Here is a 16498-nt window from a genome sequence, read left to right as displayed (position 1 = left end):
TACATGGGTAGATTAGAAAACTTCGTTCCGGTGGGCTGCAAGGCATGCCGCGACAAAACCAAGCTCGGCATCGACTTCACCATGGCGTTTCAGCCGATTGTGGATATTTCAGACAGCAGCATCTTTGGTTACGAGGCCCTGGTGCGCGGCATCAATAACGAAGGCGCCGCCAGCATTCTTTCCCAACTCAATGATGAAAACCGCTACCTGTTTGACCAATCCATACGCGTCAAAGCCATCGACCTGGCACAACAGCTGAATTTGCAGGGCATGCTCAGCATCAATTTTTTGCCCAATGCCGTCTACAAGCCGGAAACCTGCATACGCGCCACGCTGGAAGCCGCGGCCGAAGTCAACTTTCCCACCGACAGGATCATGTTTGAAGTCACGGAAGGCGAGCGCGTCATCGACAACGAGCACCTGCGCAATATCTTCATTGAATACAAAAAACACAACTTCACCACCGCCATCGATGACTTTGGTGCGGGCTATGCCGGGCTCAACCTGCTCGCTGACTGGCAACCGGACATCATCAAGCTGGACATGGCGATGACCCGAAATATCCACCAGGACCGCGTTCGCCGCGCACTGGTATTCGGCATTCTGTCGATTTGCCGCGAGCTGTCTATCAAAGTAATTGCAGAAGGGATTGAAGTCCGAGAAGAATGTCTTACCCTGGCCGACGAAGGGGTCACCTTGTTCCAGGGGTATTTCTTCGCAAAACCCGGCTTTGAATGTCTGCCTACTGTTCCTGACGAGGTCTGGCCCTTGGTCAAATCGCGCCGGGTTCGGGATAGCAGGAGATAGCACCCGCACCCATATGCCGTGGCTGCGTTTTACTTTTCAAATGGACTGATCAAATAAACAAAATTGATCAATCTGCCATATCGCGTAATACTCATGCTCAGCAATACCTTACGGGATCACCCGTGGTGCCAGGCAAGGCTGCAGTGCGAGCCGCCATTGCGTTAGCCCGGTAGAGCAAAGTCAATTTTATTCAATACATTTGAGTTGGTTGCCTCTACCCTTTGTAAAAATAAATATCATTGGGAGCTTCCATGAACATTGCCTTAAAACCTTTGCTGTTAGTCCTGCTGGCGGGCTTATCCAGCAGTGCATTTGCCGAAGAAACGACCAAACCTGTCACCGAACAACTGGTAGATACCCTGACCCAGTTATCAGGCGGACCACATGCCAAGTTTCGCGCCAACCATGCCAAAGGCATTGTCGCCGAGGGCGTATTCACGCCAGCCGCCAGCGCCGCCGAAATTACCAAGGCCAGCATTTTCACCACATCCAACCCTGTCACCGTACGTTATTCCGATGCGACCGGCGTACCGAATATTCCAGATGCCGATGGCAATGCATTTCCCAAGGGTATCGCCATTCGTTTCAACCTGCCTGACCAAAGCCTGGCTGACCTCGTATGCATCTCGGTGAATGGCTTCCCTTCGGCAACGCCTGAAGATTTTCTAGGTCTGCTGAATGCCGTTGCCGCCTCCGGCAAGGAAACAACCAAGCCCACCACCATTGAAAAATACCTGGGCAGCCATCCCGCCGCGCTGAAATTTGTCACCACGCCCAAGCTGCCGCCTGAGAGTTTTGCCACCCAGGCGTTTTTTGGCGTGAATGCCTTCAAGTTCACCAATGCCAAGGGCGAAACCCACTATGGCCGCTATCGCATCGAGCCGGTGACTGGTCAGAAATTTCTCTCGCCAGAAGCTGCCAAGGCAGCCGATGCCAATTACCTGATGAACGAGCTGCCCGCCAGACTGAAAAATGGCCCATACAGCTACAAAATTTCAGTACAGATTGCTGACGCCGGCGATACGCTGAATGACGCTACCGTGACCTGGCCAGACACCCGCCGCGTGGTGGAGCTGGGCACGTTGCAGATCAAGAACATCAAGGCAGACGGAGCGAGCTATGAACGCCAGGTGATGTTCAGCCCGCTCAATCTGGTCGATGGCATTGAACCTAGCGATGACCCCATCCTGCTGGCACGCCCAGGGGCGTATGCCGTGAGTTTTGGCCGCCGCTTGCAGTAATCCAGTTCAACCATACGGGGTCTTGTTGCCAAGACTCCGAGTAGGAGGCAAGCCTGTGTCCCAAGGTAGTACCGACACCCCGACGCTGAGCAATCTGCTCTGTTATGCGCTGTATTCCAGCTCGCTGGCCATGTCGCGGGTTTACCGTCCTTTGCTGGCAGGCTTGTCGCTGACATATCCGCAGTATCTGGTGCTCATGGTGTTATGGACGCAAGATGGATTAACCGTCTCGGATATTGGCGAGTCACTTTCTCTCAATTCGGCGACATTAACCCCCTTGCTGAAGCGCATGGAAACCACCGGCTACATCCACCGTGCGCGTTCTTCCGATGACGAACGCCAGGTGGTGGTGAGCCTGACGGGTAAAGGTCAGCAGACACGTCATGAATCCGCCCGCATCATGGCCTGCATCAGTGAAGCATCAGGGCTGAGCGATAAAAAAATGGCAGAAATGTGCTTACAGCTCAACAGCCTCAGGGATCACTTGAACCAGACGGCATAAGCACGATTTTTTTTAATCAACTGCATCGCACGCGATTTAATCGTACATGAAACACATATCACACAGGAATGCCCGGCGGGCATGTCCTGGAGTGGCATCCTGAAACGTGGTGATGACCTGAAGGCAAAAGTGCCGTCTTCATCAGGTAGCCAGAACTGCAGCAGGGGGGATGATGGGCAAGGCAGCAGACACAAAACTTACACATATCGCGCAGGATGGCCTGCACCTTTACCGCTATGACATGGCGGCGGGTGCGCGTATCAGCATGGAAAAAGTATTCCATGAAGAAATCGCCATCATCGGCTTCGAACGCTGCGCCTGGCATAGCTCGCAAAATGGCCGCTATTATTTTGAGACCCCTGATTGCCTGGTGATCCGGGATGCAGGTCAGATATTTTCCCTGGAGTCTGCGTATATCTCCCCCAGTGGCGCGGTTTGCCGTGAGTTGCGATTTACGCCGGAATACCTCGACGCATTATGCGCGCAGCTGGAGCTGCCCCAACCAACGCTGGATTACAGCAACCCATTGCTAGCCTTCGAGCCGCTGACTCGACTGTTCATGCGCACGCATAGCCTGATGGAAAGCAACGATTGTGCGCTGGCAAAATCCAGCTATCTCGCCACGTTTTTCTATGCGCTGCTCAATATCAAGCTGCCACCCCAGATCGCGCAGCAGGGGCAGACTAATCCCAAAAAACTCAACTTCGCCATTGAATACCTGCGCGCATATTTCAGTGATGCCATTACGTTGCCGGCGCTGGCGGCCCATATCGGCATGAATCCGTTTGTGCTGATCCGCCAATTCAAAAAACATCTGGGGATCACCCCACATGAGTATTTACAGATATACCGTGTCATTCAGGCCCGCAAACTGATCGCGCAAGGCCACAAGCTCAGCGAGGTGGCACCGCTGTGCGGATTCGCCGACCAAAGCCACCTGACCCGCAGCTTCCGCAAAAAAATGGGAGTAACGCCAGGGCGCTACTATTCGCTTTGATCAGGGGAAACCTTTACCGTTAGCGCTCTGGTGCAGGCTATCTGCCCACAGGCGCGCCACGATATCAGGGGATTCTTTCATCCGGGCAATCCACCACTTGAGGCCTTCGCCTGCTTCTGCCGTGCGCCATGCCAGACATACGGGTTCTGGCGGGCGCGGCTCCTGTACTTGCCTGGCGACTAGCAGGCCCTGATCCAGCGCCGGTTGCGCAAGAGGAAGTGGCAGAAAACCAAAGCCCAGCCCCGCCACCTGATAATCCAGCTTGGCCTGCATGGTAGGAACGGACAAGGTATCCTGCCCCAGTAGCAAGCCCACGGTACGCGGCGCCAGACGTCGCACCGAATCGCTCACCACCACTGCGCGATAAGGCGCCAGATCATTTTTGCCCAAAGGCTTATCGATCGCGGCGAGTGGATGGGCGGGAGCTACGCAAAATACAAATTCCGTCATACCCAGTACTTCCCTGGCATACCCGCCACCCGAGGGACCTTCACCGGCAGCCCCAATCAGGATGTCCACGCGCCCTTCCAGCAAACTCTCCCAGGTACCGGACAGGGATTCCTGCACCAGCTTGATCCGTGTTCCGGCAATAGCACAGAAGGCCGTAATGTCTGGAATCAAGGTCCGCGTGGAAAACATGGTATCCATGCCGATATTGAGTTCCGTCTCCCAGCCAGAAGCCACGCGCTTGACCCGCTGTTCAAGCTCCTCCGCCGCGCGGATCAGATGGCGCCCCTCCGTGAGCAATTCGAGTCCCACCTTGGTCAGCGTAACCTTGGGGCCCTGCCGTTCATAAATCTGCACGCCCAGATCCTGCTCCAGCTTGCTGATGGTGTAGGAAATCGTCGACGGGACTTTGAACAAGGCGCCACCAGCGGCAGCAAACGATCCCAGGCGATCTACCGCATCCAGCACCAGCAAGGCATCCAGGCTAATTCTAAACATTCGAAAATTTCGATCCTATATGGGTAATTTTTCCGTTTTTCTTCGCATTAAAGCGCGTTCATACTGGCTCCCATGCTAAACGAAACGCGAATATCCAGCAATTAATGATATTCGAAAAAACTGCATTAACAATTAACCACTACCCAAAGGAGCACACCATGTTAGAGCTACTGAAGAATTCGCAACGCGGCGCAGCAGACCACGGCTGGCTGCAATCGAACCACTCGTTCTCGTTCGGCCACTACTGGAATCCCGAGCAGATGGGGTTTGGCCCGCTGGTGGTGATCAATGAAGACCGTGTACAGCCTGCCCAAGGCTTTGGCACTCACGGCCACCGTGACATGGAAATTATCAGCTACGTGCTGAGCGGCGCGCTTGAGCATAAAGACAGCATGGGCAATGGCTCGGTGATTCGCTATGGCGATGTGCAACGCATGAGCGCAGGCACCGGTGTGCGCCACAGCGAATTCAACCATTCAAAAACCGAGCGCGTGCACTTCTTGCAGATCTGGATAGAGCCGAGCGCCAAGGACATTAACCCTGGTTATGAGGAAAAGCACTTCCCAGTGGAAAGCAAGCAGGGACAGTTGCGCCTGATCGCCTCGCCAGACGGCCGCGATGGTTCGGTCGTGATTCATCAGGATGCGCTCATGTTCGCCAGCATCCTGGATGCGAATGACGCCGTGACTTACCAGATCGAGCCAAACCGCACCGCCTATCTGCACCTGATCAAAGGCGCACTGGAAGTCAACGGCCAGAAGCTGACCACTGGTGACGCCCTCAAGATCAAGGACGTTGCCAGCCTGAGCATCGGCCAGGCCAGCCAGGCGGAGTTCCTGCTGTTTGATCTTCCTTATTGATCACTGACTGTCATTGAGATCACCGATTTTTAACTTAGGAGTACTGCCATGAAAAATGAAACCATTCTGCTTATCGGGGCTGCCGGCAATAACGGCCAGGCGACCCTGAATGCCCTGCTAAGCTCACCAGGCGATCACATCCGCATTCGTGCGGCGGTGCGCAGCGAAGCCCGAGCCCAGGCACTACGGGCCAAGTATCCGACCATCGAAACCGTCGTGGTCGATCTTGACCAAGCCGCCAGCCTGGCACCCGCATTTATTGGCGTGAATCGGGTATTCATGATCCCCGGCAATGTGGAAAACCGGGCGCAACACGCCAAGTATGCGGTGGATGCAGCCAAAGCCGCCGGTACGGTCAAGCAGTTCGTGCTGTATTCGGTTGTGGGGGCAGAGTGGGAGGCGATACTGTTTGCCCGCCAATTCCGCGAAGCAGAAAAATACCTCGAAGCCTCCGGCCTGCCATGGACGCATCTGCGCACGATCTGGTTTCAGGAAAACTTTCTTAACTGGGCCGCGGGCATCAAGCAGGGTGCGTTTTATTTCGGGGTGCGCGAAGGCCGTTTTGCACCACTCAATGTGCAGGACATCGGCGGCATTGCCGCCCGGGTGCTGACGACGGAAGGTCATGAGCGCAAGGCTTATAACATCACCGGCCCCGAGCTCCTGTCCGGCCATGACATGGCCGCCATTTTTACCCGGGTCACCGGCCGCCAGGTGGACTATGTATCGCCTCAGGCAACCAGCACTTATGAGTCCCTGATTCAGGATGGCTGGCCAGAGTGGCAAGCCAAAGGCGTGCTGGAGCTGTTTGAGGTCTTTGCTTCCGATCAGGCGGCGGTGATTTCACCCGATGGCGAAAATCTGCTGGGGCGTCCGCTCACCCGGTTTGAAGACTTCGTCCAACAGCACAAATCCACCTTTATTTAAAACAGATGGCCTGCCATGCAGCACTGGCAGGCCATCTTAACAAGGGCGGTCAATTTCATTCAATACACCCGTCCGAGCACTTGTTATAAAGCATTCAGGCACACCACATCACCTTTATTTTCATCTTGAGGAGAACACCATGTCAGCAGCAACCGAAAAACTGATCACCCCGGACAATTGCGTCTTTGTCTTTATCGATCATCAGCCACAAATGTCATTTGGCGTAACCAATATTGACCGCCAACTGTTGAAAAACAATACGGTTGCTATTGCCAAAGCGGCCAAGCTGTTCAATATCCCCACCATCCTCACCGCAGTGGAAACCGAGTCTTTCAGCGGTTACATCTGGCCAGAACTGATGGATGTGCTGCAACAAGATCCGATTGAACGCACCAGCATGAATAGCTGGGAAGACCCGAAATTTATCGAGGCTCTCAAAAAAACCGGCCGCAAGAAACTGGTAATTGCCGCGTTATGGACCGAAGCCTGCCTGGTATTCCCTACCTTGTGTGCGCTGGCTGAGGGCTACGAAGTGCTCATGGTCACCGACGCATCCGGTGGCACTTCGGTAGAAGCACACAATGCCGCGATTCGTCGCTGCGAAAGCCATGGCGCCGAATCCATTACATCTATCCAGGTATTGCTCGAACTGCAACGCGACTGGGCACGCAAAGAAACCTATGTCGGCACAACCGATATCGCCCGCGAGCACTTTGGCGCCTATGGCATGGGTATCGACTATGCCGCCAGCCTGCTGCATGACTATGGTCAACGTGCGAAATACCCGCACAAGGTTGTGAAGTAAGTCTGTTTACGGCGGCCAGGCCTTCGCCTGGCTGCATTTCGCCCCATGTTGACCCGAGGTACCCATGTCGATCGCCTACGCTGACGCCGTTTTATATAACGGCCGCATCACCACACTCCATGCCGAACAGCCCGAGACCAGTGCGATCGCCCTCGCCGCAGGCAAGGTGCTCGCTATCGGCAGCGACCAGGAAATGCACGCTCATGCCGGCCCAGATACGGTGATCATCAATCTGGCCGGCAGGCGCGTCTTGCCCGGGCTCAATGATTCGCACCTGCACCTGATCCGTGGTGGCCTTAATTACAACATGGAACTGCGCTGGGAAGGCGTGGGCAGCGTGCAGGATGCGTTAGCCATGCTGCGACTTCAGGCGGCACGCACACCAGCACCGCAATGGGTAAGAGTGGTTGGCGGCTGGAGCGAGTTTCAGTTCAAGGAAAGGCGCATGCCCACGCTGGCGGAGATCAACGCAGCCGCGCCTGATACCCCCGTTTTCATTCTGCATCTGTATGACCGCGCCCTGCTGAATGCCGCGGCATTGCGGGCGGCAGGGATTACAAAGGAGACGCCAGACCCGGCAGGTGGCCGCATTGAGCGTGATGCCAGAGGCAATCCCACCGGCATGCTGATTGCCGAGCCGAATGCCATGATCCTTTATTCCACGTTGGCAAAAGGCCCGAAATTGCCGCTCGAGGATCAGATCAATTCCACGCGCCATTTCATGCGCGAGTTGAACCGGCTAGGTGTTACCAGCTGCATTGACGCGGGCGGTGGCTTTCAGAATTATCCGGAAGACTATCAGGTAATCGATCAGCTGCATGCCGAAGGGAAAATGACGTTGCGCATTGCCTACAACCTGTTTACCCAGAACAAGGGCGGCGAGCTGGCAGATTTCCAGAAATGGAGCGGCATGGTAACGCCATACAGCGGCGACAGCTATCTGCGACATAACGGCGCAGGCGAGATGCTGGCATTTTCTGCTGCCGACTTTGAGGACTTTTTGCAGCCGCGACCCGAGATGGCATCGCACATGGAACAGGACCTGGGCGAGGTGGTGCGCTTTCTGGTGGAGAAACGCTGGCCATTCCGCCTGCACGCGACTTACGACGAAACCATCGGTCGCGCACTGGATGTGTTTGAGTCGATAGACCGAGACACGTGCTTTGGCGATTTGCGCTGGTTTTTCGACCACGCCGAAACCGTCTCCAGCAAAAACCTGGAACGGATCAAGCGCCTGGGGGGCGGCGTAGCTATCCAACACCGCATGGCCTTTCAGGGCGAATATTTTGTGGATCGCTACGGTAAAAAAGCGGCCGAGCACACTCCGCCTATCCGCAAGATGCTCGAACTCGGGGTACCCGTTGGCGGCGGCACCGATGCCACCCGTGTGGCCAGCTTCAACCCCTGGGTATCGCTTTACTGGCTGGTCACAGGCAAGACGCTGGGCGGCCTCGCGCTTTATGGCGAAAGCAATTGCCTGGAGCGTGAGGAGGCGCTAAGACTGTGGACCAGCGGCAGTGCCTACAAATCGCATGAAGAATCCGTAAAAGGGACGCTCGCACCCGGCATGTATGCCGACCTCACGGTATTGTCCGCCGACTTCATGACGGTTCCTGATGAAGCCATCAAGGCGATTACCTCGGTCATGACCATCGTCGGCGGCAAGATTGTCTACGCGGCGGGCGATTATCAGCAGCATGATGCGCCACTGCCCCCGGCGAGTCCCGACTGGTCTCCCGTGCGCTACTTTGGCGGCCACCAGACACCGGACACGCACTATGCCACTCACTCAGCATGCGCTTCTCCAGGCTGCTCAGTACACGGCCATGCTCATCATCATGGTCACGATGGAAAACTTTCCCGCTGGCTGGGGCTGGATCAGGATAGCCAGCGCCCCAGTTTCGATAATCCCTGGGCCATTGGCTGTGGCTGCTTTGCTTACTAGGACATCATGACAACTCCCCAGACTCAGGCCACGGCCGCCTCCGCATTTGCCCCATTCAAATACCGTATTTTCACGGTGTTATGGATGGCAACCCTCATCTCCAACATCGGCACCTGGATGTTCAACGTCACCTCCGGCTGGATCATGACCGAGCTTTCACCATCGCCATTCATGGTGTCGCTGGTGCAGGTGGCCACGGCCTTGCCCATCTTTATCTTTGCCCTGCCGGCTGGCGCACTGGGCGATATTTTTGATCGTCGCAAATTGCTGCTCGTCACCCAGATTGCCTCTGCAGCAGCATTGTTCGTCTTTGCGGCCATCTTGTGGGCAGGCCATGTAAGCGCATGGGGCTTGCTGTTGTTCACCTTTCTCACCGGCGCGGGCTCTGCCTTTGCCATGCCTGCCTGGCAGGCGATTGTGCCACGCCTGGTCGCTAAGGAAGCCCTGCAACCAGCCATCGCGCTCAATGGTGTAAGCGTCAATATTGCCCGGGCGATTGGTCCGGCATTGGGTGGGTTTATTCTGGTGGCCGCGGGGGCGACGGCCACCGTACTGTTTGATGCCGTTACCTATCTTTTTGTCGCCGCAGCCCTGCTGTGGTGGCGAGCCAGTGCAGGCAAAACCGACACCTTGCCACGCGAGCACATGGCAGGGGCCATGCGTGCTGGACTGCGTTTCTCCCTGCGCAGCCAGGCCTTGCGCAGCACCATTATTCGCGCGCTGGCCTTTTTCACGTTTGCTTCGGCATATTGGGCTTTGCTTCCGCTCATCGCCAAAGAGCTTCTGCACGGGGGGCCCGGCCTTTACGGCATCATCCTGACCGCGCTCGGGGCGGGTGCCGTAGCAGGCACTTTCCTTATCGGCAAATTACGCAAGCAGTTGGGTGCCAATGCCGTGGTCGCTCTGGGTACGCTCGGAACCGCGCTCGCCATGGGATTCTTCGCCTATGGCGGTAACGCTACTCTGGGCGTACTGGCAGGCGTACTCGCCGGATTGTCATGGATCATGGTGATTTCATCGCTGAATGTATCTGCACAAACCGCGCTGCCAGACTGGGTAAGGGCTCGCGGGCTGGCCATTTTCCAGATGATGTTCTGGGGTGCGATGACGGCGGGATCCTTGCTCTGGGGCAAACTTGCCATGAGCCTGGGGTTGCCCCACGCGCTGGTATTGGCTGCCGCCATTTCCCTGCTTTGCATCCCCCTGACCTGGCGCTTCAAGCTCAACCTGGGGGAGCATGACGATTTCGTACCATCCGGCCATTGGCCAGAACCCGTGCTATCAACCCCGGTGGCGCATGACCGTGGGCCAGTGCTGGTCAGCATTGAGTATCACATTCGCCAGGAAGACAGCCATGCCATGCATCACCTGATGCGCGAGCTGGGCGCCTTGCGTCGACGCGATGGTGCGGTGCATTGGGGCGTGTTTGAAGATGTAGCGCGCCCCGGCACGTTTATCGAGATTTTCATTGAAGAATCCTGGGTAGCGCACATGCGCCAGCATTTGCGCGTATCCGGCACGCACAAGCAATTGCAGGAAAAAATTCGCGCCTTGCATCAGGGCGATGCCCTGCCCATCGTGCGTCATGCGGTAACGCCAGAGCACGGGGCAGATAGCATTCACTTGCCGGAGGATCATCATGATTAAGATTGTGCTGGGTTTGGTGCTGGGGTTTGGCATAGGCTTTTTCTGTCGCTGGGCAGGCGTCCCCGTACCAGCGCCACCGGTACTGGCCGGCGCCTTGCTGGTGCTGGCCATGACCATCGGCTTTTTGCTGGCAGACAATATCGCACAACATCGCAAAAGCACTACCCGCCATTTATGCGGCGGCCCAACTGGCAAGCCGGCTTCGGCAGATGACAAGGAGAGTGCTTGATGGAAACCCTATTACTCGGCATTGCCCTCGGACTGGCGATAGGCTTTGGCTGCAGGTGGTTTGATATTCCGCTGCCTTCGCCACCCAATCTGGTGGGCGCGCTCCTGGTTGTATCTATGACCCTGGGCTTTCTCACTGCCAACACCTTGCTTGCGCCATCGCCAGCGAATGTACACGCCAGCCACGGCGCTTCAACGCTCCTTGCTGGATTGAAAGCCAGCGCTCACTAATTGCCATACAAATAAGGACGCATCATGCCTATTTTTCGACTTGCCCCGCTCGCGGCCTGCCTTTTCAGCAGCCTGTTCACTCTGAACGTATTTGCCGATACACCGCAGACTTCCTTCCCCTCACCCCATGGCATGACCGTGACGGTCAAGCAGATAGGCCCGGTTACGCAGACTACCGATCTGCAAATCATTACCTTGCTGAAGCATAACCCGCAAGGCGATCAATATATTGAAGCCATGCAGGATTTCAATGACAAGCAGGGCGGTCTGCTACAGGCGCTGCGTGAGCGTGGCGAGTTTATTGGTGAACTTGGAGAAACCTTTTTGTATACACCACCAGGCCAATCCATCACGCCCAGGCAAGTGCTGCTGATCGGCGTAGGCGATGAAAAGAACCTTTCGCTGGAAAGCTTGCGCCTGGCTGGACGCATTGCCATTCGTGAAGCCGTGCGCCTGAACGCCCATCATGTGTCATTTGCCCCCACGCTACGTGATCAAGGCAGCAGCGTGATTGAAGTAGGTGCAGGCGATGCTGCGGTGGTGGAAGAGGGGCTCCTGGCTTATGACACGGAGAAGCGCTTGCAGGCGCAAGGACTGGCTCCCGCCTTTGACATTCAGGAATGGGTGATCGAAGCAGGCCCCAAATACTATCAAAGCGTGAATACGCAAATTGACCGTGCAATCCAGCAGGTAAGCCTAACCCTTCTGAAAAAGGGCACTGAACCTTATGTGGCCGCCAGCAAAAAATAACCTGGCACTAGCCGGCGTGCTCGGCAGCCTGATCACGGCCTGCCCGGCTTTCGCGGATGACTACGTGACACCCTTGGACCTCAAAACCGGGAAGGTACTGGTATTGCCCGAGGATTCGGCCTTGGCAGAGGATGCCACCACCGGCCATCCCAGCCGCCATCCACCACCGTATACCTTGTTGCGTTATACCGAGCGCTATTCCTATCTTGCAGAACCGGGCTATGCCCGTGATGGGCTGGATTCGCTTAAATATATTCCCCTTACGCCGAACAATCCTGAGAGCTATCTAAGCCTGGGCGGCGAGGTACGCGAGCGCTATGAGAGCTACCATAACCAGGGATTCGGGGTGTCTGGCCCCAAGCAGAATGACTACGGTTTACAGCGTCTGCTGTTGCACGCGGACCTGCACTTCAACGAACGCTTGCGCGTGTTTGCCCAAGGGATTTCCAGCGTGCAGTTTGGTGGCGAATTCAAGAGTCCGATCAACCAGAATCCGCTAGACCTGCAACAGGCGTTTGTCGATTACACCTGGGGCGAACCTACCCCCAATGGAGAGCGCCTGACCTTGCGTGGCGGGCGATTTTCCATGGCGTATGGCTCAAGCCGATTAGTTGCCACGCGGGCTGCTCCCAATACTCCGCTCAAATTTGATGGTGTGCAGCTAATCGCCTCGGCGGGCGGTAAAACCAAACTGTATGCCTTTGCGGTCCGCCCGGTAGAAGAGCAGCGCTACCGGCCAGATGCGGCAAATGAAGAGCAGGCGTTTTATGGCGTGTATGCATCCCGCCCCCTGACTTCCGAACTTAGCGCAGATCTTTATTATCTGGGCTTTCGCGATGAAAAAAGCGCCTATGTGGATGCCAGCGGCCTCGAAAACCGCCATTCCATAGGTAGCCGCTGGTTTGGCAAAAGCGGCAATTGGGACTATGACATCGAGCCCGTCTACCAGTTTGGGCACGTAGACAACCAGGATATACGGGCCTGGACACTGGCAAACGATATTGGCTACACTTTCCTGCAGCATCCCTGGCAGCCCAGGCTGGGACTCAAGCTGGATATCGCCAGTGGCGATCGCCACCAGGGCGATGGTACGGTTGGCACCTTCAATCCGCTTTTTTTCAAGGCAGGGTATTTCAATGATGCCAGCTTGCTGCGACCCGCCAATATCAAGGATCTGCATGTCTCCTTGCAAACCCAGCCCCTGGAAAACCTTACCGCCACTCTGGGCGCCGATGCGATCTGGCGCTTCAGCAAGGAAGACGCGGTATATGCCACCAATGGCGCCGTCAGTCTGCCCGCCAATGTACAAGGCATGTATGTGGGCACCACGGCAGAAGGCTCATTGCAATGGAAGGCCAGCCGCCATATGGTCGCCACGCTGTCATATGTACATCTTTATGCCAGCAGTTATGTGAAAAATGCAGGGGGTGGCGATGTGGATTATGTGGCGACGTGGCTCAGTTTTTTATGGTGATGGCATGAAAAAGTAAAATGCAAGGGATTCCATATATACAGACCTGTATATATACTAACTTCTCCATTCACAACACAAGGGAGAAGATAATGAATGTTTTACTCATAGGATCAGTTGCTTGCATCACCGCATTGATTTCATCCGCCTGGTTGATGACCTTTGCCAAATGGTTTCCGTTGCCAGGCGTGGATGCTTTCGTGGTCGATTACAAAACCATGATACGCGCGCACGTGGACTATGCCTTGATGGCCTTATTCGGCCTGGGATTTTATGGCGCGGGCGTCGAGCTCCCCGTCATTGCCTGCTGGTGTCTGGCGATAGGCGGTTTCACCAACCCCACGATTTTTACCATTGCAGCGTTTGATCCCGACTTCTGGAGCAAGAAAAAGTGGAAGGTATTCTCAGCGCTGAGTTTCGTGATTTCCACCATTGGCTTTATGTGGATAGCGTATACCCTGCTGATGCACGCTTTGGCGTGAGTGGGTATTAACACCCGCTGCAAGCCAACCCTGGCAAGGGCTGCCTGCGCAACTCTTGCCATTCTCATGTTCAATAGGGGATGACTCCCCGACTCTCAACGCGCATCCCAATAAGGCTCCGGACCGTAACGTTCCAGCAGGAAATCAATAAAGGTACGCGCCTTGAGCGGCAGAAAGCGATTGGGCAAATACATGGCGTACACATGCTGCTCGACCGGAATGTAATCAGACAGTACCGATTGCAGATGCCCGGATTGCAGGTGATTACCGACAATAAAAGTTGGCAATAGCGCCAGCCCGAATCCCCCCAGCACCACCTGCGACAGGGCTTCATCATCATTAATGCGCACACGGCCGGATACCGGCACCGCAATCTCGCCATCCGGCCCGCTGAATCGCCAATAGCCTTTATCCCCTGAATGGATATAGTCCAGGCAATTGTGCGCCGTCAGCGCCATGGGCGAAGCGGGCAAACCATGCTGCCGGAAATATGCCGGGGTACCACATACCTGGCGCCGCACGGGCGCGAGCTTGCGCGCCACCAGCGCGGATGGCGGCTCCTGGGCAACCTTGATAATCACGTCGTAACCCTCTTCCGCCATATCAATCGCTCTATCGGTAATGGTCATATCCAGCTCCACCTCAGGATACTGTTGTAGAAAATCCGCCATGGCAGGCGCCACATGCAAGGTGCCAAAAGCCACAGAAGCGGCAACGCGCAAGGTACCGCTGGGCTTGCTGTTAAGGTTTTCCACCACCTGACTGGCGCGCTCGGACTCGGTGACGATGCGCGCGCAGTGCTCCAGCATGCCAGCACCCACTTCCGTGAGGCTGAGGTGGCGCGTGCTGCGATTGAGCAAGCGGGCGCCCAGAGCAGTTTCCAGTTTGGCGACCGCCTTGCTGACCGCAGAGCGCGACATGCCCAGCTTTCTGGCGGCGGTGGAAAAGCTTTGCTCCTGGGCCACATGGGCAAAAATGGCCATCAAATTGAGATCATGCATGTTTATTGTATCCATTCAGGAAACTTACCTTTTCCAGTATAGCGGCTTATGGCGGGCTTGATATGCGCTTATGATGTGATGGCATGCCCCTGCCATTTGGTGGGGGCTTTCGTTTTTAAAGGATATTTAATATGCAAGACAGGTACTTATATATATCAGAGCCGGATTATGCCGTGCTGCACACCCTGACCCGACATCATGCCCTGAGCGACGAGCTGGATCGCGCCATTGTTGTACCAAGTGAAAAAATGCCGCCGGATATCGTCGGCCTCAATTCGCGCGTCACCTATGTGGATGAAAGTAACGGCGTTAGTCGCACCATTGAGCTGGTGCTGCCAGAAGAAGCCAATATGGAACAGGGCAAGATATCGGTGCTGGCTCCGGTAGGCACGGCGCTGCTGGGGCTCAAGGCCGGACAAAGCATTGAATGGCCTTTCCCCAATGGCATGCCGCGTCGCTTGCGCGTGGTGAGCACCTTATCGGCATAAAGCGCATACTGGCCCGATGTGAGGCGAAATTTGGATGCCTCGCAGGAGGATCGGGAAAATTTCCCGTTTACAATATACAGACCAGTATATAAGATGAGGCAAGAACTCCCTTTACAACGATTTTTAAGGACGCAGAATGACTCCCGCATTGGACACGCAGCTCGCCGATTGGCGCGACAAAGCCCTCAAGCTTGAAAACAGCGTCAAGCACGTCATTGTTGGGCAGGATCATGCCATCCGCCTGATGAACCTGGCGATCTTCGCACGTGGCCATGTGCTGCTGGAAGGTGGCGTGGGTGTTGGCAAAACGACCTTGCTGCAGGCGATCACCCGGGCGATTGGCGGCGCTTATGAACGGATTGAAGGCACCGTCGACCTGATGCCGAATGACCTGGTGTATCACACCTTTCTCGGGCCCGAAGGTCGGCCGCAGATCGACGAAGGCCCGCTGTTGCGTGCAGGGGAAAACCTCTCGGTATTTTTCTTCAACGAAATCAACCGGGCCCGGCCGCAAGTGCACGCGCTGATGCTGCGGGTGATGGCTGAGCGCAGCGTGCATGCCTTCAAGCGTGAATACAAGCTGCCGCATATGCTGGTGTTTGCCGACCGTAACCAGGTGGAGAAAAACGAAACCTTCGAAATTCCCTCCGCCGCGCGTGACCGCTTCATGATGGAAATCCCGATCGAGATTCCTGAAGATCGCCAGCTGCGCAAATCGCTGGTGTTTGATACCCGCTTTCAGCATACCGATCGCCTGACCGCCGAAGTGCAGGAAGACCTGCTGCATTTTGATCAGATGAATGACTTTTCGGACCTGCTGCAAAACCATATCCGCTCCAGCGAAGCCATTGAAGACTATGTGCTGGATTTGTGGGATGCCACGCGTGACCCTGCCAAGTTTGGCATACACCTTGATAGCGTGGATGTAGCACGCCTGGTGCAGGCGGGTGCAAGCCCGCGCGGCATGGGCATGCTGCTGAAAGCTGCCCGTGTGCACGCCTGGCTGCAGGAGCGCGACAGCCTGTATCCGGAAGACATTCATGCCGTATTCCACGAGATCATCTCTCATCGCCTGGTGTTCAACCCCATGTACGAAATGCGGCGCACCGTGCTGGCACGCGAGTTGAGCTCGGCCATTCTCAGGACCGTTGAAGTCGCCGCCAAGGCCTGA

The 16498-nt window shown here is 55.8% G+C and carries 18 protein-coding genes; 16 read left to right on the top strand and 2 right to left on the bottom strand.

Annotation, left to right across the window (positions count from 1 at the left end):
• The first annotated feature begins 3 nt into the window (after nt 1–3).
• The 4 genes from ACWWD9_RS01180 to ACWWD9_RS01165 all read left to right on the top strand — a co-directional run bounded on the left by ACWWD9_RS01180 (nt 4) and on the right by ACWWD9_RS01165 (nt 3547).
• Nucleotides 4–807: an EAL domain-containing protein gene (locus ACWWD9_RS01180; protein ID WP_013443377.1), complete on the top strand. Its 804-nt coding sequence runs from the start codon at nt 4–6 to the stop codon at nt 805–807.
• Between the two features lie 251 nt (nt 808–1058).
• Nucleotides 1059–2048 carry a catalase family peroxidase gene (locus ACWWD9_RS01175; protein WP_455867458.1) on the top strand — a complete coding sequence of 330 codons (990 nt, stop codon included), beginning with the start codon at nt 1059–1061 and terminating at the stop codon, nt 2046–2048.
• Nucleotides 2049–2103: 55 nt separating this feature from the next.
• Nucleotides 2104–2550 (top strand): MarR family winged helix-turn-helix transcriptional regulator, encoded by a 447-nt coding sequence (locus ACWWD9_RS01170; RefSeq protein WP_013443379.1) that lies wholly within the window; start codon nt 2104–2106, stop codon nt 2548–2550.
• Between the two features lie 169 nt (nt 2551–2719).
• Nucleotides 2720–3547 carry a helix-turn-helix transcriptional regulator gene (locus ACWWD9_RS01165; protein ID WP_015831137.1) on the top strand — a complete coding sequence of 276 codons (828 nt, stop codon included), beginning with the start codon at nt 2720–2722 and terminating at the stop codon, nt 3545–3547.
• Here ACWWD9_RS01165 and ACWWD9_RS01160 read toward each other — a convergent pair whose 3' ends face one another.
• Nucleotides 3548–4492 carry a LysR family transcriptional regulator gene (locus ACWWD9_RS01160; protein WP_015831138.1) on the bottom strand — a complete coding sequence of 315 codons (945 nt, stop codon included), beginning with the start codon at nt 4490–4492 and terminating at the stop codon, nt 3548–3550.
• A gap of 158 nt (nt 4493–4650) precedes the next feature.
• Here ACWWD9_RS01160 and ACWWD9_RS01155 point away from each other — a divergent pair, with 158 nt between their 5' ends.
• The 10 genes from ACWWD9_RS01155 (at nt 4651) to ACWWD9_RS01110 (ending at nt 13838) form a co-directional block, all read left to right on the top strand.
• A complete protein-coding gene (locus ACWWD9_RS01155) occupies nt 4651–5352 on the top strand; it encodes a pirin family protein (RefSeq protein ID WP_455867457.1) in 702 nt (233 codons plus the stop codon).
• A gap of 48 nt (nt 5353–5400) precedes the next feature.
• Entirely contained in the window at nt 5401–6279 is an 879-nt protein-coding gene (locus ACWWD9_RS01150) for an SDR family oxidoreductase (RefSeq protein WP_455867456.1), read from the top strand.
• 139 nt (nt 6280–6418) lie between these two features.
• Nucleotides 6419–7084, top strand: a complete 666-nt coding sequence (locus ACWWD9_RS01145) for a hydrolase (RefSeq protein WP_013443384.1) — start codon at nt 6419–6421, stop codon at nt 7082–7084.
• 64 nt (nt 7085–7148) lie between these two features.
• Entirely contained in the window at nt 7149–9029 is a 1881-nt protein-coding gene (locus ACWWD9_RS01140; protein ID WP_455867455.1) for an amidohydrolase, read from the top strand.
• 6 nt (nt 9030–9035) lie between these two features.
• Complete coding sequence (locus tag ACWWD9_RS01135; protein WP_455867454.1) at nt 9036–10676, top strand: MFS transporter; 1641 nt, start codon at nt 9036–9038, stop codon at nt 10674–10676.
• Entirely contained in the window at nt 10669–10905 is a 237-nt protein-coding gene (locus tag ACWWD9_RS01130) for a DUF1427 family protein (RefSeq protein ID WP_015831144.1), read from the top strand. Before ACWWD9_RS01135 ends, ACWWD9_RS01130 begins: the two co-directional genes overlap by 8 nt.
• Nucleotides 10905–11135, top strand: a complete 231-nt coding sequence (locus tag ACWWD9_RS01125; protein WP_013443388.1) for a DUF1427 family protein — start codon at nt 10905–10907, stop codon at nt 11133–11135. The genes ACWWD9_RS01130 and ACWWD9_RS01125 overlap by 1 nt, the downstream gene beginning before the upstream one ends.
• Nucleotides 11136–11159: 24 nt before the next feature.
• On the top strand, nt 11160–11885 hold the full coding sequence (locus tag ACWWD9_RS01120) for a M17 family peptidase N-terminal domain-containing protein (RefSeq protein ID WP_455867453.1): 726 nt from the start codon (nt 11160–11162) through the stop codon (nt 11883–11885).
• Entirely contained in the window at nt 11863–13359 is a 1497-nt protein-coding gene (locus ACWWD9_RS01115; RefSeq protein WP_455867452.1) for an alginate export family protein, read from the top strand. The genes ACWWD9_RS01120 and ACWWD9_RS01115 overlap by 23 nt, the downstream gene beginning before the upstream one ends.
• Before the next feature lie 89 nt (nt 13360–13448).
• On the top strand, nt 13449–13838 hold the full coding sequence (locus tag ACWWD9_RS01110) for a hypothetical protein (RefSeq protein WP_013443391.1): 390 nt from the start codon (nt 13449–13451) through the stop codon (nt 13836–13838).
• 95 nt (nt 13839–13933) lie between these two features.
• Here ACWWD9_RS01110 and ACWWD9_RS01105 read toward each other — a convergent pair whose 3' ends face one another.
• Nucleotides 13934–14839 carry a LysR family transcriptional regulator gene (locus ACWWD9_RS01105; RefSeq protein WP_455867451.1) on the bottom strand — a complete coding sequence of 302 codons (906 nt, stop codon included), beginning with the start codon at nt 14837–14839 and terminating at the stop codon, nt 13934–13936.
• A gap of 131 nt (nt 14840–14970) precedes the next feature.
• Here ACWWD9_RS01105 and rnk point away from each other — a divergent pair, with 131 nt between their 5' ends.
• Both rnk and ACWWD9_RS01095 read left to right on the top strand, forming a co-directional pair.
• A complete protein-coding gene (gene rnk, locus ACWWD9_RS01100) occupies nt 14971–15327 on the top strand; it encodes a nucleoside diphosphate kinase regulator (protein ID WP_013443393.1) in 357 nt (118 codons plus the stop codon).
• Nucleotides 15328–15463: 136 nt separating this feature from the next.
• Nucleotides 15464–16498 (top strand): AAA family ATPase, encoded by a 1035-nt coding sequence (locus ACWWD9_RS01095; protein ID WP_455867450.1) that lies wholly within the window; start codon nt 15464–15466, stop codon nt 16496–16498.

It is taken from the genome of Methylovorus sp. SPW-M1, from assembly GCF_053848825.1.
This window is presented reverse-complemented; position numbering and strand designations above follow the sequence as displayed.